Source organism: Rhizobium sp. WSM409, from assembly GCF_057653825.1.
This window is the reverse complement of the sequence record NZ_JBYGKP010000004.1, coordinates 264005-284916: the sequence shown is the minus strand read 5'-3', so window position 1 is coordinate 284916 and position 20912 is coordinate 264005. Positions and strand designations below refer to the sequence as shown.

Sequence of the window (20912 nt, the reverse complement as noted above, 5' to 3'; positions counted from 1 at the left end):
CTTCCAGTGCTTTGAAAATATGCCGAGCTTGCCACGCGGCTTCACCGGAAATCTCGGGCTTTGGGAAACGGGCTCGGCATAGTCTCCGGCTCGGGATAAGTTTCCTTATGCCGAGTTCGGCATAACGGAATGAAAATGTCCCTCGGCCTCGCGCCCGCCACCCTGTCGCGCGAATCCGGACTTCCGGGCGATCCATGGGCGAACTCGTCTCCCCTGCCCGTCGGGAGCCGGAACCCTGCGTCGCGCTCAGCCAGCCCGGAGAGATCGCCCGACAGATCGAAGGCTTGCTGGGCCACGAGATGAACGACGTCGCCTTCACGCTGAATTCTCCCATTGATCGCGATCATCGATGCCCCGAGGATGATACGGCGGCGCTGCTCGAAGAGCTTGGGCCAGACGACGACGTTGGCCGGACCGGTCTCGTCCTCGATCGTCATGAAGATGACGCCCTTGGCGCTGCCGGGTCTCTGCCGGACGAGGACCAGGCCAGCTGTCATCAACCAGCGACCATCCCGCGCGTTCATGGCTTGCGCGCAGGTGACGATCTGGCGCTCTGCCAAAGCTTTTCGAAGGAATGCGACGGGATGTTGGCGGAGTGTCAACCCGATGTGACTGTAATCCTGGACAACGTTGTGTCCATCCGTCATCTGGCGCAGAGCGACTTCGGGTTCCTGCTGCTCGGCGATCGCCCTCGCCTCGCGTTCCGAGGCGGCTGCAAAGAGCGGAAGAGGTTCGTCACGCAGAGCCTTAATCGCCCACAATGCGTCGCGCCGCTGAAGTCCCAGAGATGGCAGGAAGGCGTCGGCCTCGGCGAGTTCGACCAGAGAAGCCGCCGGGACCCCAGACCGTCGCCACATATCGTCAACGCTTTCGAACGGTTGGTCCATGCGAGCAGCCGCGACACGCGCGGCATCGGCGGCGGCAAGGCCGCGCACCATGCGCATTCCCAAGCGGACCGCGTGATGGTCGGTATCTCCGATACGCTCAAGCGTACAGTCCCACCGGGAATTGTTGATGCAGATCGGTCGAATCTCGACGCCATGGTTCCGAGCGCAACCGACGATCTGGGCCGCCGCGTAAAATCCCATCGGCTGCGAGTTCAGCAGCGCCGCGCAAAAGACGTCCGGACAGTGGCATTTCACATAGTTGGAGGCATAGGCGATCAAGGCGAATGACGCCGCATGGGATTCCGGGAAGCCATAGCTGCCAAATCCCTCGAGCTGGCTGAAGGTCTTCTCGGCAAACTCGGCCGTGTAGCCGTTCCTGATCATGCCGGAGACGAGCTTGTCCTTGAAGCGCGAGACGCCGCCGGTGAACTTGAAGGTGGCCATCGACTTGCGAAGCTGGTCTGCCTCGCCGCCGGTAAATCCGGCGCAAACCATCGCCACCTTCATGGCCGACTCCTGGAAGAGCGGGACGCCGAGTGTCTTGCCGAGAACGGCTTCGAGTTCCGGCGTCGGGTAGACGACCCGCTCCTTGCCCTCCCGGCGGCGGAGATAGGGGTGCACCATATCGCCCTGAATCGGACCAGGCCGGACGATCGCGACCTGGATCACGAGGTCATAGAAGGTCCGCGGCTTCAGGCGCGGCAACATCGCCATTTGCGCCCTCGACTCGATCTGGAACGTGCCGAGGGTGTCGGCTTTCCTGATCATCGCGTATGTCGCCTGGTCCTCCTGAGGGATGGTGGCGAGATCAAGGTGCTCGTCCTTGTGTTCTTCGATGAGCGCGAAGGCCTTCGCCATGCAGGTCAGCATACCGAGCGCCAGGATGTCGACCTTCATGAATTTGAGTGCCTCGACGTCGTCCTTGTCCCACTCGATCACTTGCCGGTCAACCATTGCCGCGGGTTCGATCGGAACGAGATCGTCGAGGCGGTCGTGGGTCAGGACGAAGCCGCCTGGATGCTGTCCCAGATGCCGAGGAGCGCCCATGAGCTGCTGCGCAAGCCTAAGCGTCAGGGCGAGGCGGCGGTCTTGCGGGTTCAAGCCCTGATCACGAAGACTGCGATCACTGACCAGCTCTTCCGACCACGCCCACATGCCCGTTGACAGGGCCTTGATGAGGTCCTCAGGCAAGCCGAGCGCCTTGCCGACGTCGCGGATGGCACCCTTCGCCCTGTAACGGGTCACCGTCGAACAGAGAGCGGCCTTATCCTTCCCGTAGGTCTTGTAGATCCATTGGATGACCTCCTCCCTTCTTTCGTGTTCGAAGTCGACGTCGATGTCCGGCGGCTCGTCGCGCTCCTGGGAGACGAAGCGCTCGAACAGGAGATCGTTGGTCGAGGGGTCGATGCTGGTGATACCAAGGATGTAACAGACGGCCGAGTTCGCCGCCGAGCCCCGCCCCTGGCAAAGGATGCCTTGCGACCGGGCGAAGCGGACGATCGAGAAGACGGTCAGGAAGTATGGGGCGTATTTCATCGTCCGGATGAGATCGAGTTCGTGACGGACGATCTTGAGAACCTCCGGCGGCAGCCCTTCCGGATAGCGGTTGGGCACGCACTCCCAGACATAGTGCTCGAGGGATTCCTGCGGGGTCTTGTCCGGGAGGATCGCCTCCTCGGGATACTGGTAGGTCAGTTCCTCCAGCGAGAACCTGCAGCGGTCGACGATCTCCATCGTCCGGGCCAGCGCCTCGGGGTAGCGCGGGAACAGGCGCTCCATCTCCTCCGGCGGCTTTAGATATCTGTCCGCGTGGCGCTCGCGCTTGAAGCCGACGTCGTCGATGGTGGTATTGTTTCGAATGCAGGTGACGACGTCCTGAAGCTGCCGCCTGGAAGGATCGTGGAAGAGGACGTCGTTGGTGACGACTGTTCGCACGCGGTGCCTCATCGCCATGTTCGACAATTCGTGCAGCCTCAACTGGTCGTTCGGACGCCGCCGGAGGCAAAGCGAGACATATGCTCGGTCCTCGAATATCTCGGCCATCTTGCGAAGTTGGACGGCGCAGGTCTCGTCAGCTAGGTCGGGCACAAGGATTGCAAGCAGCCCCTCGGAGTAGAGAGCGACATCGTCGAGGTTCAAGATGCAGTTCGCCTTGCCGCCCCTGCCCTTGCCAAGCGTGAGGAGCCGGGTGAGCCGCGAATAGGCGCCGCGGTCCGTGGGATAAACGAGAATCGACATGCCCTCCTGCAGATCCAGCCGACACCCAACAACGAGACGGACGCCTGTCGCGCGCGACGCCTCGAGCGCCCGGACGACCCCTGCCAGGCTGTTGCGATCGACAACGCCGAGAGCCTCGATGGCCAGTTCCCTGGCGGTAGAAAAGAGCTCGTCGGCGGAGGACGCGCCACGAAGGAAGCTGAAATGCGTCGTGACCTGGAGCTCGGCGTATCTCATCCGAATATCCCGTGTATGAACCACTTGTGGGAACCTGTTTCGGGATCCATGCCGTCGCCGGAGCGAAAGATCCAGTATCGTTCCCCGCTCTCGTTTTCGATGACGAAGTAGTCGCGCACAGCCTCGAATTCGCTGTCGCGCTTCCACCATTCGCCGAAGACGCGTTCCGGACCGTCCGCACGCTTGACGCGATGACGCTTACCGCGCCAGGTGATGCTGGCCGGCGGATGATCCGGCAGCAGGGCTATCGCCTCGATCCGATCCGGACGCGCAAACAGCCGCACCGGCCGTCGCCAATGGTGGACCCAATCTTCCGTCGCGTCCTCGCCGACCGCGGCGATACGCTGGACGCTGCGCTCCGGGACGTCGGAGGCGACCGGCGCGACCCGGTAGACGCGCTGGCCTCGGTTGCCGAGGACGTCGATCAGCGGTGTGATGTCGGCATCCTCGTCGTCGACAAGCGAGGACGCCTTCTGCTTCTCTTCAAGCGGTTCCGACATCACGGCGACGAGGGTCAGCCTTTCGATCCCGAAACCCGGCTCGATCGTCTGCGTCCGGTCGCGGAACAGTTTCGTCAACCAGGCGATGTCTCGCACCGGCTTGGCGGTTCCCGCTCTGATCGCCTGCCTGGTCCCATCGACCTTGTCGACGATAAGATCGGTCCGGCGGACGCCAAGACCCTTCCGTTGGAGTTCAGCGACGAGCTGAACAATCAGCCGGCCGACATACTTGTCGATCGTTTCCGCTGCACCGATCGGTTCGGCGAACGATCGAACGACCTCGACGAGTTCTGGGCTACGGATCGGATCTATTGGTTCGCGGACGCGACCGAACATCTGGTCGAGACGCCGTCCAATCTCCGGGCCGAAGCGAAGCGCCAAGGGAGCGCGCGGCGTCGCCGAGAGCTCGCCGATAGTCCGGAAGCCGAGCATGCGCAGATCGCCCACGATCTTCTCGGGTAGCCGCAGCAGAGAGATCGGAAGTCGCTCGACCGCCAGGATGGTCTTGCCACTCGGGACGATGACAGTTTCGCGGTTGATGGCGCGGGCACATGCGTGAGCCGCGCCCCATGTGTCCGCAATGGCGACCCGTGCCGTCAGGCCCTTGGCGCGAAACCGATTGGCGATGCTCGTCAACATGCGCTCCTCGCCGCCCTGCAGATGGTCGGCGCCCTCCGTATCGATGACCATGCCGTCCGGCGCGTCGACGGCGACGATCGGCGAATACTGCGTCAGCGCCCACATGGTGACGCGCTCGAGCGCCACGGCATCGGCGGCCGGATCGGCGTCGATCATCCGCAGGCCCTGGAGGATCGCCTGCGCCCTGGCGGCCGGCATGCCGACGTGGAGTCCGGCCTTCCTGGCCGCGGCGTCGGCGGCCGAGACCCAGCGCTTGGATCCGCTCTTCGAAATGACGGCGATCGGCTGCTCAACGGGAATGGCGGGATCGGCCCGCCTGATCCTGTCGGTCGACAGATCGGGAAAAAATATCGATACGACCCTTGGCATCGCAGGCTCCTACTTCGAACTCGGCACACTCACCCGCTTTCACCCTCATCAGTTCCAAAAACCACCTCGCCCGCCCGACGCCTGGAACCGGCAGCTCCTCACTCGGAATGACGCTCACCCTCCAGCGCGTGGTCGCGGCCGTCGGCTGCCCGAAGTCGCTGGCCTCGGTCTGCCGTCGCCACCGCCGCACCGCGAGCGCCATCGTGCCGGTCTTCTCGGCGGCAAGTTGCAGCCGGCGCGACGCCGCCATCGGCAGGCGGACGATCTCGCCAATCACCGCGCCGAGCCCGCCGTACGAGAGGCCCGCCTCCATGTTGGCAAGGACGTCCTCTTCCTTGTCGGACTCGACGAAGACCACCCGGTTCGGATGCAGCCCCGCCTGCGCCAGGGCCGGGAAGAACAGATCGGGACGTGTCAGGCACCAGACGATCTTGCCTTTCGTACGCGCGGCAATGCCGGCCACGAACAGGGCGGCGGCCGCGCCATCGACGGTGCCGGCCCCGCCGCCAGCGCATTCGTGCAGCGCCCCATGGGCCAATCCGCCGCCCGGAAGCCGCCCGTCGATCTGGGCCACGCCGAAAGGCAAAACGCCTCGCCTGCGCTGACTGGCGCTTTCCAGGTGCGCTATCTGCTCGCGCAGACCGTCGAGGATAGCGATTGGGGCGACGGCTGAGTTCATGATCTCCTTTAACGGCAACCCGTTTTCAGCTTGAGTAACAGCAATATGTTCTGTATCTGTTCTCAAGACGTAAATGAGTCAACGCGCATATGACGCGCTAAAGTTGAGCACGAGTGCGACGCAGAAAAATCGACAGCGGATTCAATCGGATGATGAGGAAGGAATATTTTCGGAGGCGCCGAACGCCCCTTGTGGACGATGGGCTTCAGGCCAGACATTGCGCCATATCACGACCGGCAAACTGTTATTCTCGAACGGGACGCCTGGGCCGATTGGCTCGATCCGGCCTTCTCGGCCAAGTCGCTGATCGAGCCCTGCCGCCCGGCCCGCTTTCCATCGAACAAGTCGGCTGAGCTGCAAACCGGCTGGCTAAGGAGTACTTTCTTCTTCGCTCTCTGCTGGGGCCGACCATGCTCTTTCAGGCGGGCAGTTCGTGCAGCACGCACCGTAACGGAACCATATGCTCTCGCCGCGGGTTGGATAGGCATCTCCCAGCTCTCAGTTTCACGGAGCATCCATGGCTATATCTTCTACAAGCAATCGAGACTCGGCCGCCTATCCGCTTCAGTCGCTCTTTGTCCCGTTTCCCTTCGTCTGCTTCACGCTCGCGCTTGCGACCGATATCGCTTTCTGGCAGACCGGCAATCTGATGTGGCAGAATTTCTCTGCATGGTTGCTGTTCGCTGGGCTTATGTTGGGCTCGCTTGCGATTCTGGCCGGATTGATGGATCTGATGCGTCGCCGCACGCGCCCTTTACGGCCGCCGTTCCTGTCCGCCCTTCTCTATCTAATCATACTGAGCCTCGCCTTTGCCAACAACCTTATCCATGCCGGCGATGGATGGACGGCCGTCGTCCCATACGGACTGATGCTTTCGGCCGTCACCTTTGTCTTGTGCCTGGTGGCCGCGGCAATTTCCGCCCGCAAATATGCCAGACTGGCCTGGAGGATATGATGAAGAAGTCCCAGATTCTCGGCGCTTCGGTTCTGTCGATATCTGTCGGCGTCGGTCTTGCGGCTTACGCCCAGAGCGGAGATTTTGACATCTCTCAGCAGATCGGACCGAACCCCGTGCTCCCAGATCCAGCCCCTTCCCTGCTGCCTGATCTGAAGGTAGCGGAGGTCGTTGGCTGGAAGGATGGTGAGACGCCGGCCGCACCGAACGGTTTGACGGTCACTGCTTATGCCAAGGACCTCGCCAATCCAAGGACAGTCCACACCTTGCCGAACGGCGACGTACTGGTAGTTCAGGCGCGTGGCCCGTCAGGCGAACCGGCCTCCCGGCCGAAGGATTTGATCAGAGGCTGGATCATGTCCATCGCTCATGGCGACGGCGGCGAGCAGAAGGAAAGCAACATCATCACACTGCTGCGTGACGCCAACCGCGACGGCAAGGTGGATGAGAGGCACGATCTGCTGAAGAAACTCGATTCGCCGTTCGGCGTCGCCTGGGTCGACAACACGCTCTATGTCGCCTCGACGTCCGCCATTCTCGCCTACCCCTATGAACTTGGGCAGAATGAAATCACCGCCCAACCGAAAACCATCACGCCCCTGCCCGGTGGTCCGATCAATCATCATTGGACCAAGGATCTGGCGCTCAGCCCCGATGGGCAGATGCTCTACGTTTCGGTCGGCTCGAATTCCAATATCGTCGAGAATGGGCTTGAAGCAGAAAAGGGCCGTGCGGCGATCTGGCAGGTCGACCGGCGCACCGGCGCGGCGCGCGTCTTCGCCTCAGGTCTGCGCAATCCGAACGGCCTCGCCTTCAACCCTGAGACAGGTTCGCTCTGGACGGTCGTCAATGAGCGCGACGAACTTGGTCCGAACCTCGTTCCCGATTACATGACCTCGGTTAAGGAAGGCGGCTTCTACGGCTGGCCCTGGAGCTATTACGGCAACCATGTCGATGCGCGCGTGCATCCGCCGCGTCCGGACATGGTCGAAAGGGCGACGCCACCGGATTATGCCCTGTCGAGCCATGTCGCGGCCCTTGGATTGGCCTTCTCGATGAATTCAGCGCTGCCGGCCGCCTACGCCAATGGCGCCTTCATCGGAGAGCACGGCAGCTGGAACCGGGACAGCTTCAATGGCTACAAGGTGGTGTACGTACCATTCGAGGCCGGGAAGCCATCCGGCAAGGCGCAGGACGTCGTCACGGGCTTTATCCAGGACGACCAAGCGAAGGGACGGCCGGTCGGAGTCGGGATCGACGGGACGGGAGCTCTGCTCGTCGCAGATGACGCCGGCAACACCGTCTGGCGCGTTGCTTCGTCCGACGGCAAGATTACGCCGCAGCCCATCGGCACGGACCAGGTTTCGGCAAATCGGCAAGTCTCGACTGATGCGACGGCGGGCGGGACCGCCGATATGAATCCTGGCATCGGAACCGAAAGGACGGGTTCGACCCCTCAATCGCAGATGCCGGCAGCCCCGGCAGATGAACGCCCGACCGACCAGAAACCCCTTCCCGGACAAGCGGATAAATCCCAGCCTGCGCAAATGCAGATCGCCCCTGCAGGTGGTCCATGAAGAGATTTTGTCGGGTTTAAATCACTTCTCGCCATGTTTTCGTGGTGACTGGCCGACATCAAGAAATTTCCTGAGGTCACCATCGCGCAGTGGCCATTTCCGCGCGCTTTTCTATCGGCGATCGTTAGCCGCCGCATGTTCAACATGGGGCGAAGGCGCATTTAAGTGAGGGGTTCACGGCAAATGAGATGCAAACTTAGATCGGCTTCCAACGCGGGACTTCAACGAAAATGGTTGCGATGCAAGCACCAAACATACCACGCCGAATAGTTGTCATCAGCGACTTCCAGGACGGCGATTGGCGCGACGCCCAATTCGAGACGATAGACTGGTTTCGGCACCAATGGTTGTCGGGAAATCGCGGGCCTCTCCCAGAGATGACCGTCACCCCGAAACAAAACGTCGAGGTCGTGGGGGGCTACATCGAGCGGCTCCCTCTTGCAGCTCTCAAAGGAGGCCTTGCCGACCGCGCCGAAATTTGGACCCACAGCCGTGGTGCATCGCCAAAGATGCATCGGCCCGATGGCAGCCCGTTCTTGACGCGCCGGTCGTTTCAGATGAATGGGCCTGAAGCGCCATTCGCATCAAATGATATGCTGGGCCATATTGAGGCTTTCGGACCACCGTCGATCTTGTGCGTATGGGGCCTTGGCGTCAGCGAAGACATATTGCTGGCCTGCCCCGACAGTTTCAAAATTTACAATTCGATCGACGCACCGGCGTTGCGCGTGCCATCTGAGGTGAGCCGCCATTTCGACCTTATTCTCACCGGCGCCGCGTGGCAGTCGGAAGCAGTGCGCGATTTATATCCCGACAAGCCCATCGCCGTTATGCCGATTGGACCGGAGTTTGCTTCTGAGGTAACGTTCAGGCCTCTGGGTCTGGAAAAGATCTATGACGTGATCTACGTCGCTGCTGCTCAGGCTTACAAGCGGCATGACATTCTGTTCAACGCGCTGAGCCAACTGCCCCGTTCGCTGCGTGCATTGTGCGTCTGCGGCTATGGCGAGATGATGGAAGCGCTACGCCGGCACGCAGGAGCACTCGGCATCGACGTCGCTTTCATCGATCCGCCCGGTGTACCATTTGCCGAAGTGAACAGGCTTATGAACCAGGCCCGGATCGGCGTCGTTTGCGGCGTCGATGATGGCGCACCGGCCATTTTGACAGAGTATATGCTGGCTGGAATACCCGTTCTTGCAAACAGTGAGCTGAGCTGCGGACTGCAATACATCACGCCGAAGACGGGGCGCGCTGCCTCGGCCGATGAATTTCACGCGGGTATCCGCGACATGCTTGGAGGGCTGCAAAGCTTCGATCCACGTCAGGTCGTCTTGGATAACTGGACATGGCCGCATAGCCTCCGGACGCTCAAGAGCCTTATCGAGATAACTTAGCCAAATTGATTGGAACATTCGCCGCAATCGCAGGTTCGGGGGCCATCGTGGTTGCGAGGTGTTTGATGAACCTGCTGAGTTCTGTGCCGTTGTCCGGCTGCGGTTTGCCGCAAGACGCTCCGCTCATTTGCTTCTCGCATCTTCGATGGGATTTTGTGCTCCAGAGGCCCCAGCATCTGATGCAGCGATTCTCGCGGGAGCGCCCAGTGTTCTTCTTTGAGGAATTCATCCCGACCGACCATCCTCTTGCCTATCTGGAGATCCATCCGTTCGAGGGGACAAGCGTCAAGGCGGTCCGTCCGCGCATTCCAAATGGGTGGAGCGAGGCCGAGCGTGAAGCCGCTCTTGGCAAACTGCTTGACGAACTCATCACGCTGTATGGCGGAAAGCGCCCGATCCTTTGGTTCTACACCCCGTTGATGTTTGCTTTCGCCCGGCATGTCGATGCGGTGGTGGTGGTCTACGACTGCATGGACGAATTGGCGAACTTCAAGTTCGCGCCCGCCAACCTCAAGGCCTCCGAACAGACGTTGATTGCCGCCGCCGACGTCGTCTTCACTGGTGGGATAAGCCTGTATGAAGCGAAACGTGACCAGCACGACAACATCCACCCATTTCCATCCGGCGTCGATAGCCATCACTTCCGCACGGCGCGGAACGCCTTGCCGGAACCCTGGGACCAAGTCGATATTCCTCATCCACGCCTTGGCTACTACGGCGTCATCGACGAGCGGCTCGATCTGGATCTGATCGAAAGCGCAGCTGCGGCGCGGCCCGGCTATTCCTTCATCTTCCTCGGGCCGATCGTGAAGATTTCACCGGATGATTTGCCGCGAGCAGCCAACATCCACTATCTCGGTCAGAAAGCCTATGGCGATCTGCCGGCCTACCTTTCGGGTTGGGAGGCGACGCTTATGCCATTTGCGCTGAACGATGCCACCCGATTTATCAGTCCGACGAAAACTCCTGAATACCTCGCCGCGGGCCGGCCGATCGTCGGAACCAAGATTGTCGACGTGGTCCGCGGGTATGGCGATGTGCCAGGCGTCTTCCTGGCCAATGACCCACAAGCCTTTACGGAGGCCTGCGATGCTGCCCTTCATATTTCCCGCAATGATCAGACATGGCTGCAAGCCGTCGATGAAATTTTAGCCCGCTCATCCTGGGAGACCACCTTCCGTAGGATGTCGGCGCTTGTCGAAGAGGCCGCAGCGCAGAAAGTTCTGTCCCCTGGCCTGCCCCAAAGATTTTCCGTTCGCACCCAACGGCCCGCGCCGGGAAGCTATGACTATCTGATCGTCGGTGCAGGATTTGCCGGCTCGGTGCTGGCGCAACGCCTTGCTTCAGATGGTGGGAGGAAGGTGCTTGTTTGCGACAAGCGGCCTCATATCGGCGGAAACGCCTACGATCACTACGATGAAGCCGGGATCCTCGTCCATAAATATGGCCCGCACATTTTCCACACCAATAGCGAGGATGTGGTTGCCTATCTCTCGCGCTTCACGGCATGGCGTCCCTACGAGCATCGCGTGCTTGCACAGGTCGGCGCCCTGCGGCTTCCCATCCCCATCAACCGCACAACGCTGAACGCGCTCTATGGCCTCGACCTGACGGACGAATTCGCGGCCGCACGCTTCCTGGCCGACCGGGCGGAACCCTGCGACCCCGTGATAACATCACGAGACGTCGTCACATCTCAAATCGGCTCTGGGCTTTATCGCACTTTCTTCGAAGGCTACACGCGCAAGCAATGGGGCCTTGATGCCTCGAAGCTCGACAAGTCCGTCACCGCACGAGTGCCGACCCGCACCGATACCGACGATCGCTATTTCCTCGACCGCTTCCAGGCCATGCCGCGTGATGGATACACGCGCATGTTCGAACGCATGCTCGACCATGAAAACATAACGGTCATGGTCGGCACGGATTTCGCCGATCTGAAGCAGGATGGGCCGGCCAGCCACACGATCTTTACTGGGCCCATCGACGAGTATTTCGGCCATTGTTTGGGTCGGCTGCCATATCGCAGTCTGGAATTCCACCATGAAACGCACGACGTAAGACGGCTACTGCCGGTAGCCGTTATCAACTATCCATCCGAGGAGGTGCATTACACGCGCGTGACTGAATACAAGCATCTGACCGGCCAGGTTCACCCAAAGACGAGCATCAGCTATGAATATGCCCGTGCCGACGGCGATCCCTATTATCCGATCCCCTGCCCTGAGAACCAGGCACTTTATAGACGATACGAGCTTCTCGCCCGCGCGCTGACCAACGTGACATTCGTCGGGCGGCTGGGAACCTACAAATATTACAATATGGATCAAGTCGTCGGCCAAGCACTGGCGACCTACCGACGCCTGAAGCTCCGGGATGAGGCCGGCAAGGCGTTTGCCGGCGCGCGGCATGAGTAGGAGGCCGCACATCCTACTGGCGACCGACAGTGCAGAACCGTCCGGGATGGGCGAACACATGCTTGCTCTCGGGCGGGCTTTGAGCGAACGGTGGGATATCACAATAGCCCTGTTGACCGAGGACAGGACCGGTTTGTTGCCGCGGGCTGCGCGCCACGGAATTGGCATCAAGCTGAGCGAAGATGCGGGCGTATTCCAGGAGTGGTTGGCGCGATCCAGTATTGATCTTCTGCACGTTCATGCGGGAATCGGATGGGAGGGACACGGCCTAGCCGCCGCCGCGGAGGCACTGGCAATCCCGATCATCCGCACCGACCATTTGCCATATCTGCTCACCGATCCTGATCAGATCGAGCTCTACCGGCGCGAGACCGGGAGGCTGTCGCATCACATCGTCGTTTCCGAAGCCTCGCGTGAAAGCTTTTGCGAGGCAAACGTCGCGCCGTCGCGTTTGACAGTCGTGCGCAACGGCATCTTTCCACTTTCGCCTGCGCGAGCAGCGGCTGAACTAAGGCGGGTGCTCGACCTGGTGGATAAAACCGTGCTGCTGACGGTCGCCCGCTTCACCGAGCAGAAGGATCACGCGTCGCTTGTCCGCGCCTTGCCGAACATACTTGGAACTCACCCCAAAGCGGTGTTGCTTTTTGTCGGATCGGGTCCAGAAGAAGATCGTGTCCAAACCCTGGCGGAAGATTTAAAAGCCTTTGGTCACGTTCGCTTTCTGGGGCACCGGGCGGATGTTGCGGAGATCATGGCGATCGCCGATCTCTTCGTGCTTCCCTCGCGCTTCGAAGGCCTTCCACTCGCGGTTCTCGAGGCGATGTCGCTTGCCGTCCCCGTGGTCGCGACGAGGATCGGCGGAACCGTCGAGGCACTGGGCGGTGATCATCCCTATCTCGCGGAGCCCGGCAACCCAGCGTCGATCACCGCTGTCGTCAATCAGGCATTGAGCGATCCCCATCTAAAGGCCACCGGCAAAGTCGGCCACGCGCGTTTCGAGCGCAACTTTTCCGCCCGCCGAATGGCTGATGAGACCGGCGCCGTCTACGAGCGATTCCTCACCCCACATGCGGATCAAAAACAAAAGGATACCGAGATGCGAAAAACGCGGCTGGGCTTCATCGGCGTGGGCGGCATCGCCCATCGGCACCTTGATATCCTAACCGGCTTCGACGACGTCGAACTCGTCGCCTTTGCCGACCTGGACCTTCCCCGTGCGGATGCGGCGGCAATGCGCTTTGGCGCCCGCTCTTTCAGCCATCACCGTGAAATGCTCGACACGCAACGGCTCGACGCGGTCTACATCTGCATTCCGCCTTTCGCCCATGGCGTGCCGGAACAGGACCTCATTGACCGCAACATTCCATTCTTTGTCGAAAAGCCAGTCACGCTCGATCTGGCGCTGGCGGAAGAGATCGCAGCCGGCGTGTCGAAGGCCAGCTTGATTACTGGCGTTGGCTATCACTGGCGTTATCTCGATATCGTCGATGAAGCCCGAAGCCTGCTGGCGGATAACCCAGCGCAACTGCTGTCGGGATACTGGCTGGATTCCACGCCTCCCCCGCAGTGGTGGTGGAAGAAGGATCAATCCGGCGGCCAGATGGTTGAGCAGGCGACGCATCTCCTTGATCTCGCGCGCTTCCTCGTGGGCGAGGTCACCGACGTATACGGCCGGGCGGGATACAAGGAAAGGGTGGAGTTTCCCGGCCTCGATGTGCCGACGGTCACGACAGCTAGCCTGACCTTCGAAACGGGCGTGGTCGCCAATATCGCCGCGAGCTGCCTTCTCGGCTGGAGCCACCGCGTCGGCTTGCACATCTTCGCCGACCGACTGGCGATCGAATTGACCGATCGCGACATCATGGTGGATGTTGGAAGAGGACGCCCAGTGCGAAGCGCCGATGGCGATCCGGTATGGCGCGAAGACCGCGATTTCATCGACGCCGTCCGGGGTGGTGAAAACCGCATTCGCTGCCCGTATGGTGATGCTCTAGCCACCCACCGGCTTGCGGTGGCCGTCGTATCTTCGGCACGCAGCGGGGAGCCGATACACCTCGACGCCCCGGCTCTAAAGCGGAGCGAGCTATCGCCCTTGCTGGCGCAACCACGTGCCGAGATGTCTCAAGAACCGCGGCCTGGGCACCGCAAAATCCGCTCGCTCGGCATCGAGGCGCCGGGCCGAGCCTATTTCTTGGAATACGAGGAAGGCCCGCCCGCCGATGGACATGTGCGGCTCGACACACTCTATACCGGTCTTTCCGCCGGGACGGAGCTGACGTTCTTGAAGAACACCAACCCCTATTTCCGCGCGCGCTTTGATGGCGAACGCGGCGTCTTCATCGAAAACGAGCCGGACCTTAACTATCCAGTGCCTTTCCTCGGGTACATGGAGGTCGCACGCGTTTCGCAAACGCGCGCGCGCGGCTTTGCCGATGGCGAGTTGCTCGCGGCAAGCTACGCGCACAAGACTGGGCACACTGCCGACCCCTCACACGATCTTCTTGTCATGCTGCCGCCGGACCTCGATCCGCTGCTCGGCGTCTTTGTCGCGCAGATGGGACCGATCGCTGCCAACGGCATCCTCCATGCCGACGCGGAAGCATTTGGCGCAACCGTGCCCGCACTCGGCGCGGGCGTTTGCGGGCGAACGGTAATCGTCCTCGGCGCGGGTACCGTGGGTTTGATGACGGCGCTTTTTGCCCGTTCGCTCGGCGCATCGGACATCGTGATCACAGATCCCTCCGAATTTCGCCGCGGCAAGGCGGAGGCGATGGGATTGATGGCGATGGCCGAGGATCAAGCGTGGCAGCATGCCAAGGCGCGCTGGCACGACGGCACCATGGGACGCGGCGCGGATGTAGCGTTCCAGACGCGCGCTCATGCGGGTAGCCTGCACACGGCGCTCAAGGCCTTGCGCCCACAGGGCACCGTGATCGATCTTGCCTTTTACCAGAACGGGGCCAGCTCATTGCGGCTGGGGGAAGAATTCCATCACAACGGCCTGAACATCCGCTGCGCGCAAATCAACCGCGTCCCCCGCGGGCTCGCCCCACGGTGGGACCGTCGAAGGCTTGCAGGCGTAACGCTCGACCTCTTGAAGACGGAAGGTGCGGCGATCCGCGAGCACATGATCACTCACATCGTGCCCATCGACGAAGCGCCTGCTTTCCTCGTCGATCTGATCGAGAACCGGCCGGAATTCCTCCAGGTTATATTCAAGGTCGGCGAATGACGGTTGAACCATCGCCTCTGCGGATCCTTTTCGTTTTCGCCTGGCTGGTCGTCGGGGGCGAGGAGACGGAAGTCCGGCTGCTTGCCAAGAATCTCGACCGCCGTCGCTATCGCCTCGACGTCGTGGCCTGCTTCCGGAAACCCGGCATGCCAGAGCAAACACACCGGCAGCTTCGAGGGCTGGGGATCGATGTCGATACGACGCCCTACGAATTGTCCTTCGAGGATACGGTAAAATATCTCGCCGGTAAAATCTCGGGTTACGACATTGTCGTTTCCTGTCAGAACGTAGCGGACATCTATCCGGCATTGGAGCGACTGCATCTTCGCCCGCCCCTCATTGAACATGGCGGGCTGGTCTCAGAGGCCTTGGCCGGCCCCAAACATCTGACGGCGCGTTATGTGGGCGTGTGCCGCACGATCCGTGATGCGGCCGCGTCACGAATGCCCGGGCGCGACCGTCATGCCCTGGAAATCCCCTCGATGATCGATCTCTCGGCCTTCGATCCGGCACATCGCGAGCGGGCACGAGCGGGTCTCGGGATCGCGACAGATGAGGTCCTCATCGGTTGGGTCGGCCGGCTTGATCCCAAAAAGAACGTCGAGGATTTTATCGAGGCCGCCGCGCTGGTTCATGCCACCACGAAAAGTGCACGGTTCGTTATTGTCGGAGGGCCGGATGCCTTCCAGCCGGAATATGCCGTGCAGCTCAAAGCCCTGACCACCCGGCACGGGCTCGATGGTACGCTTCAGTTTCTAGGCGACCGGAGTGATATCCCGCCCCTGCTTGCCGCATTCGATATATTCGTTTGGCTGTCATCCGGCGAAGGCATGCCGCATGTTATCGCCGAGGCCGGGGCAGCCTCCCTCCCGGTGATTGCGACGCCTGACAACGGTGCCATGCAGCAGATCGATGACGGGCTGTCCGGTGTCTTCGTGCCCCATCGCAGTCCAGGCATAGTCGCGAACAATATCATCGCGCTTATCGAGTCTCCCGCGCGCCGTCACGCACTCGGCACCGCCCTGCGACGGAAGGTCGAGATGGACTACTCCGTCGAGGCAGTGCTGCCGCGGTGGGAGCGACTTCTGGCGGATGTCCATCGAGAGCGAAAGGCAGCGCGTCCTACAGGTCTGTTCCAATCATTCCTGCAAGGCGGTTTCGAATGTTCGAGCCATCGGCTCCGGCCAAGAAACGGTCAGACGCAGGGCAATCGACTCGACTTGATTGCCGCGACTGGTCATGATCGCCATGCCGAGACGGACTATCGCCAACTTCAAGGCTTCGGACTCACCACTGTTCGCGATGGCTTCCGATGGCACCTGATTGAAAAAAATGGCCGATACGACTGGTCGAGCATCCGTCCGATGCTCCAGGCGGCCAAGCTAACGAAGACCCAAGTTGTCTGGGATCTCCTGCATTATGGCTGGCCCGACGATCTCGACATCTGGTCGCCGCGCTTCGTCGATCGCTTCGCGCGGTTCGCACGTGCTTGCGCCGAGTTGGTCCGCGAGGAGAGCGACGGCATTCCGTTTTATTGCCCTGTCAACGAGATCTCGTTTTTCTCATGGGGCGGTGGTGACGTCGGCTATTTGAACCCATTTGCCAATGGGCGTGGATTCGAACTCAAGGTGCAGATGGCACGCGCCGCCATCGCGGCGATGGATGCCATCATCTCCGTGGATGCCCGGGCCCGCTTCGTCCACTGCGAGCCGGTGATCAATGTCGTCGCGGACCCGTCGCGTCCCCACGATGCGCATACCGCCGAAGGACATCGCCAATCGCAGTTCCAGGCCTGGGACTTGATTGGCGGAAGGATGTGGCCACAGATCGGAGGCGGCGAACGCTATCTTGATATCCTCGGTGTGAATTATTATTCCAATAACCAGTGGATTCACGGCGGTCGACCGATCGACGTTGGTCATCCGCTTTATAAGCCCCTCAGCCGAATTCTGGTCGAAACGTTCGCGCGCTACGGCAAGCCGATGCTTATTGCCGAAACCGGCATCGAGGATGACCGTCGCGCATCCTGGTTTGACTATGTTGCCGACCAAGCTCTGGACGCGATCCGCTCGGGCGTGCCGTTGGAAGGTTTGTGCCTTTATCCGATCGTCAATCATCCTGGCTGGGATGACAATCGGCCTTGCGCGAACGGCCTCCTCTCCGCCGATGTCGCCCCGGGAGGACGGGCGCCATTTGCTCCCTTGGTTGCTGCGATACGCAAACGAGCAAATGAGTTCGCAAGCTTTGCGCAGCATCCTATTGGCGGCGCGAAAGCTAGTGACACCTGAACGCGTCTAGCGGCCGGCATGCAAGATCGAAGCGCGCCAGGCCGCCATCATTTCTGTGAACACGACACTCCTCGATCGCGGCTCAAAGAAAAGTTGCCGGGAACCCTTACCGCTTCGGGATGTTTGCCTCTCGCAACCATCAAGGAGATCATGACGATGACCGACGACACGCGCCGCCCGACGCCGCCCTATCCTGCGCAACAACAGGAGCCACCGGGCCAGACAGCGGCCATGCGGCCTGTGCCAGACCATGGTGAGAAATCCTACAGGGGAAACGGAAAGCTCGAAGGCAAAACTGCTCTTATTACGGGTGCGGATTCGGGCATTGGCAAAGCCGTGGCGATCGCCTTTGCTCGGGAGGGCGCCGATGTGGTCATCTCGTATTTAAGCGAGGACGAGGACGCCAATGATACCGCGAAATGGGTGAAGCACGCAGGCCGCAAAGCTGTTGTAATCCCCGGCGACATCAAGTCCGAGGATCACTGCAAGATGCTCGTGCAGCGGACCGTCGATGAGTTGGGCGGTATCGACATCTTGGTGAACAATGCCGCCTTTCAGCGCACCTATGCCGACATCGCCGATATCGATGCCGAAGAGTGGGACGAGACCTTTCGCACAAACATCTATGCACCGTTCTTTCTCGCGAAGGCGGCAATCCCACACATGGCGCGCGGCAGTGCCATCATCAACACCACGTCCATCCAGTCGCGCCAGCCGTCACCCCAGCTGCTAGCTTACGCCTCAACGAAAGGGGCTATTTCCAACTTCACGGCGGGACTTGCCGAGATGCTCGGTGAACGAGGCATTCGCGTCAACGCGGTCGCGCCCGGCCCCATCTGGACGCCGCTCATTCCGTCGACGATGCCGGCCAAAAAAGCTGCGAAATTTGGAGAAAATACCCTTATCGGGCGGGCTGGACAGCCCGCGGAACTTGCCGGCGCCTACGTACTTCTCGCTTCGGATCTCGGCAGCTACATGACCGGAGCCGTCATCCCGGTGACCGGCGGGGAAATCATGATCTGATCACGGCGGCAGAGATAGGAAAAGGCCGCCAGCGATGACGGCCTTTTTGCATCATCGTCGAGCTGCCTAGGCCGCCCTCTTGCCCTTGGCGTTTGCAGAGGCCTGTGCGAGCTGGGTCAACTTCTTGTCGGTCGCTACTTCCTCGGCAAGGTTTGCCTGAAGCAGCGGAACGGCATCCTTGAGGCCGAGCTGGTTTGCCCAAGCGATGAGGGTGCCATAACGGGCGATCTCGTAGTGTTCGACGGCCTGAGCCGAAGAGATGAGACCGGCATCAAGCGCCGGCGACCCCTTGAACTCTTCCATGATCTCTTCACCCTCGGCGATGATGCCCTGGATTGCTTCACAGGTCTTGCCGCGTGCCGGCTTGCCGAGAAGCTCGAATACCTGATCCAGGCGTTCGATCTGCGCCTGAGTTTCGTCGCGGTGCTGCAGGAAACCTGCCTTGCCTTCCTCGGACTGGGCGGCGCGGGCCATTTTCGGCAGCGCCTTCAGGATCTGCTTTTCCGCGAAATAGATGTCCTTGAGTGTATCAAGGAAAAGGTCATCAAGGGTTTTGGTGGTGTTGGTCGCCATGTTTAAACCTCCTGTGGCATGGGCTTGCGCGGGGGTAAACGCCGCGTGGTTATGATCGTTCCTCTCCGAGATGCATCGGCGCTCCGTTGCCGGAGCGCCGTCTCTTTCCGGCCAAGGAAGAGAGGCCGATCAGCGATACTGCTAGACAGTCCGACTCCAAGAGACGCCGGGCCGATCCGCTGATAGTTAACCACGCGGGAAGATCGTTGTTCCCACAGACCTTGGCTTTCTCGCCAGCTTCGCGACGAAAGGAACTTGGTTGTCACGGAGACAATATTTTCATCAAGCCACCGTGCCGTCGCCTTCTCTTCAGCAAGGTTCGCCTCAAGGGCGCCAGTTGCTGCGCCGTGGCCGCCGGCTTCGGCGACAGTCAACAGCGACTTGTAAGCCGCCACTTCGAAATTCTCGCAGCGAAGTTCGCGAAAGAGGTCTTCAGGATTTCGCCGACGGCTATTGTATGGCCCATCGAGCCGCACCTCATATCGACACCGGCCCCACCTTTTGAGCATGCGCGGGCTGTCTATCATCGGCGCGTCTTTAGCCTTCGTGCCGGTATCCTTCGTGTCGGTCTCGATCGGAGCGCCTACCAGGTCGACCCACCCGCTCGTCCTCGCGCCAGACAGGATGTGGCTACAAAGCTGCGCTCAGTCGTGCGCTCGCGGTTCGTCATCATTCGTGCCATCGCATTTCTTCCTAGTCGGGTCGGGTCACCGGAGGATAGCTCTACTCCGCCGGCATGCGTCAAAGGGCCTTTGCACTAGCGAATCTTCTCAGTGCCACTGGGTGTCGTCACCATGGTCGGACCACCGCCGTTGCCTTGAGGCGTAGGATCGCGATCGGTAGCTTCGGGCGGCCGGCTACCGCCGCCAGCCGGGTTGTTGTCGAACGTTCCGGCGCCGTGAGGCTGGGCGTTGATTGGATCGGGGGCCGTCGATGCCGTGGATTTCGTGTCGGTGTCGATGCTTTCTCCCCAGATCTCGGCCGCCCCCCAGGCAGCCATCGCCAGCACGAGACCACTGACGAGTACCGTAAGCACAGGCTTGCCGTATCGCCCCTGTCTCGCGTCTGTCGCGCTCTCGGTCACCTGCTCGGGCTGGCGCTGCGACTGGTGGTTCGAATTCGTCATCATAAAACTCCCTAGGGTGAACCGCACCAAACCGCGGCCCGATGCGGAAGTTCCAAAACTTTTCGCCGAAGGGCAGCGCTGATCGCGGCTCGGCAAACATCTCCGGAACATTTGCCGTGCGCTGAGGTTGAGACGGCAATTCCTGTAATGGAGTCATCGATGAGAATCGTTCTCGCCTCTCTTCTGGTCTACTTGACTGGATTTTCCGCCACGGCAGCAGACGACGCTGCCAAGCAGCACGCAACCGACTTCGCGGCGAAGGCCGCCATGTCCAACATGTTCGAGATCGAGGCCGCGAAGATCGAGATCGCGAGCGGAAAGGCTGATGACGCCAAACAGTTCGCGCATGACATGATCAGGGATCACGGCAAGGCCGGGCCTGTTCTGAATGATGCCGCGAAACACGACGGCATCGAACTGCCCGCCGATCTCAACGCAGAGTACACTGCGAAACTGGATGCCCTCCGGCAAAGCGACGCCGCCAATCTCGATCAGGCCTATCTTTCCACTCAAGTGACCGCCCACGAAGAAGCCGTGAGCCTCTTCGACAGCTATTCAAAGCAGGGGCCGGACGGGCAACTCAAGCGGACGGCTGCAAAGATCCTGCCGGACCTTCGAATGCATTTGACGCGGATCCGCGGCCTCACCTCGAAATGACGGCGGGAGCGATCTGGCCGCCGGTTGTTCAATCCCGTCCTGCCATTGTCAGAACAACGCTACTGCCGCGACCATTGCGAAGGCTGAAGCCACGCCCGGCCCGCTTTGGAGGGGCCGGTAACGCTGCGACATAGCGCGT

13 protein-coding genes and 1 pseudogene are annotated in these 20912 nt (G+C 60.9%); 8 read left to right on the top strand and 6 right to left on the bottom strand.

The window, feature by feature from the left end:
* Positions 1–41: 41 nt before the first annotated feature.
* Genes AC25BC_RS32255 through AC25BC_RS32245 form a run of 3 tightly spaced genes read right to left on the bottom strand, consistent with a single transcriptional unit; the run spans position 42 to position 5528 of the window.
* A complete protein-coding gene (locus AC25BC_RS32255) occupies positions 42–3341 on the bottom strand; it encodes an error-prone DNA polymerase (protein WP_128439404.1) in 3300 nt (1099 codons plus the stop codon).
* Entirely contained in the window at positions 3338–4849 is a 1512-nt protein-coding gene (locus tag AC25BC_RS32250) for a Y-family DNA polymerase (RefSeq protein WP_164903014.1), read from the bottom strand. The genes AC25BC_RS32255 and AC25BC_RS32250 overlap by 4 nt, the downstream gene beginning before the upstream one ends.
* Entirely contained in the window at positions 4770–5528 is a 759-nt protein-coding gene (locus AC25BC_RS32245; protein ID WP_026157746.1) for an ImuA family protein, read from the bottom strand. Before AC25BC_RS32245 ends, AC25BC_RS32250 begins: the two co-directional genes overlap by 80 nt.
* Positions 5529–6045: 517 nt before the next feature.
* On the opposite strand from AC25BC_RS32245, the gene AC25BC_RS32240 reads away from it, so the two are divergent.
* The 7 genes from AC25BC_RS32240 (at position 6046) to AC25BC_RS32210 (ending at position 18417) form a co-directional block, all read left to right on the top strand.
* Positions 6046–6483 carry a DUF2231 domain-containing protein gene (locus AC25BC_RS32240; protein ID WP_003554719.1) on the top strand — a complete coding sequence of 146 codons (438 nt, stop codon included), beginning with the start codon at positions 6046–6048 and terminating at the stop codon, positions 6481–6483.
* Positions 6483–8060: a PQQ-dependent sugar dehydrogenase gene (locus tag AC25BC_RS32235; protein WP_012760338.1), complete on the top strand. Its 1578-nt coding sequence runs from the start codon at positions 6483–6485 to the stop codon at positions 8058–8060. Before AC25BC_RS32240 ends, AC25BC_RS32235 begins: the two co-directional genes overlap by 1 nt.
* Before the next feature lie 230 nt (positions 8061–8290).
* The gene (locus tag AC25BC_RS32230; RefSeq protein WP_128439403.1) at positions 8291–9457 is read left to right on the top strand and encodes a glycosyltransferase; all 1167 of its coding nucleotides are present in this window, start codon (positions 8291–8293) and stop codon (positions 9455–9457) included.
* Positions 9458–9522: 65 nt separating this feature from the next.
* Positions 9523–11874, top strand: a complete 2352-nt coding sequence (gene glf / locus AC25BC_RS32225) for a UDP-galactopyranose mutase (RefSeq protein ID WP_128439402.1) — start codon at positions 9523–9525, stop codon at positions 11872–11874.
* A complete protein-coding gene (locus AC25BC_RS32220) occupies positions 11867–15106 on the top strand; it encodes a glycosyltransferase (protein WP_487778583.1) in 3240 nt (1079 codons plus the stop codon). The genes glf and AC25BC_RS32220 overlap by 8 nt, the downstream gene beginning before the upstream one ends.
* Positions 15103–17394 (top strand): glycosyltransferase family 4 protein, encoded by a 2292-nt coding sequence (locus AC25BC_RS32215; RefSeq protein WP_017997538.1) that lies wholly within the window; start codon positions 15103–15105, stop codon positions 17392–17394. The genes AC25BC_RS32220 and AC25BC_RS32215 overlap by 4 nt, the downstream gene beginning before the upstream one ends.
* A gap of 156 nt (positions 17395–17550) precedes the next feature.
* Positions 17551–18417 (top strand): SDR family oxidoreductase, encoded by an 867-nt coding sequence (locus AC25BC_RS32210; RefSeq protein ID WP_026157748.1) that lies wholly within the window; start codon positions 17551–17553, stop codon positions 18415–18417.
* 66 nt (positions 18418–18483) lie between these two features.
* Here the strand turns inward: AC25BC_RS32210 and AC25BC_RS32205 are convergent, their stop codons facing one another.
* The 3 genes and pseudogenes from AC25BC_RS32205 to AC25BC_RS32195 all read right to left on the bottom strand — a co-directional run bounded on the left by AC25BC_RS32205 (position 18484) and on the right by AC25BC_RS32195 (position 20116).
* Entirely contained in the window at positions 18484–18990 is a 507-nt protein-coding gene (locus AC25BC_RS32205) for a YciE/YciF ferroxidase family protein (RefSeq protein WP_003554734.1), read from the bottom strand.
* A gap of 217 nt (positions 18991–19207) precedes the next feature.
* Positions 19208–19459, bottom strand: a pseudogene (locus AC25BC_RS32200) (DUF892 family protein); the annotation flags it as partial.
* Positions 19460–19747: 288 nt separating this feature from the next.
* Positions 19748–20116, bottom strand: coding sequence for a hypothetical protein (locus tag AC25BC_RS32195; protein ID WP_003554736.1), 369 nt, complete (start codon positions 20114–20116; stop codon positions 19748–19750).
* A gap of 159 nt (positions 20117–20275) precedes the next feature.
* Here AC25BC_RS32195 and AC25BC_RS32190 point away from each other — a divergent pair, with 159 nt between their 5' ends.
* Positions 20276–20773 carry a DUF4142 domain-containing protein gene (locus AC25BC_RS32190; protein ID WP_003554738.1) on the top strand — a complete coding sequence of 166 codons (498 nt, stop codon included), beginning with the start codon at positions 20276–20278 and terminating at the stop codon, positions 20771–20773.
* Positions 20774–20912: the final 139 nt, after the last annotated feature.

Coding starts and splice junctions, on each gene's coding strand:
- AC25BC_RS32255 (WP_128439404.1), bottom strand. CDS start 3,341: ATGAGATACGCCGAGCTCCAGGTCACGACGCATTTCAGCTTCCTTCGT.
- AC25BC_RS32250 (WP_164903014.1), bottom strand. CDS start 4,849: ATGCCAAGGGTCGTATCGATATTTTTTCCCGATCTGTCGACCGACAGG.
- AC25BC_RS32245 (WP_026157746.1), bottom strand. CDS start 5,528: ATGAACTCAGCCGTCGCCCCAATCGCTATCCTCGACGGTCTGCGCGAG.
- AC25BC_RS32240 (WP_003554719.1), top strand. CDS start 6,046: ATGGCTATATCTTCTACAAGCAATCGAGACTCGGCCGCCTATCCGCTT.
- AC25BC_RS32235 (WP_012760338.1), top strand. CDS start 6,483: ATGAAGAAGTCCCAGATTCTCGGCGCTTCGGTTCTGTCGATATCTGTC.
- AC25BC_RS32230 (WP_128439403.1), top strand. CDS start 8,291: ATGGTTGCGATGCAAGCACCAAACATACCACGCCGAATAGTTGTCATC.
- glf (WP_128439402.1), top strand. CDS start 9,523: ATGAACCTGCTGAGTTCTGTGCCGTTGTCCGGCTGCGGTTTGCCGCAA.
- AC25BC_RS32220 (WP_487778583.1), top strand. CDS start 11,867: ATGAGTAGGAGGCCGCACATCCTACTGGCGACCGACAGTGCAGAACCG.
- AC25BC_RS32215 (WP_017997538.1), top strand. CDS start 15,103: ATGACGGTTGAACCATCGCCTCTGCGGATCCTTTTCGTTTTCGCCTGG.
- AC25BC_RS32210 (WP_026157748.1), top strand. CDS start 17,551: ATGACCGACGACACGCGCCGCCCGACGCCGCCCTATCCTGCGCAACAA.
- AC25BC_RS32205 (WP_003554734.1), bottom strand. CDS start 18,990: ATGGCGACCAACACCACCAAAACCCTTGATGACCTTTTCCTTGATACA.
- AC25BC_RS32195 (WP_003554736.1), bottom strand. CDS start 20,116: ATGACGAATTCGAACCACCAGTCGCAGCGCCAGCCCGAGCAGGTGACC.
- AC25BC_RS32190 (WP_003554738.1), top strand. CDS start 20,276: ATGAGAATCGTTCTCGCCTCTCTTCTGGTCTACTTGACTGGATTTTCC.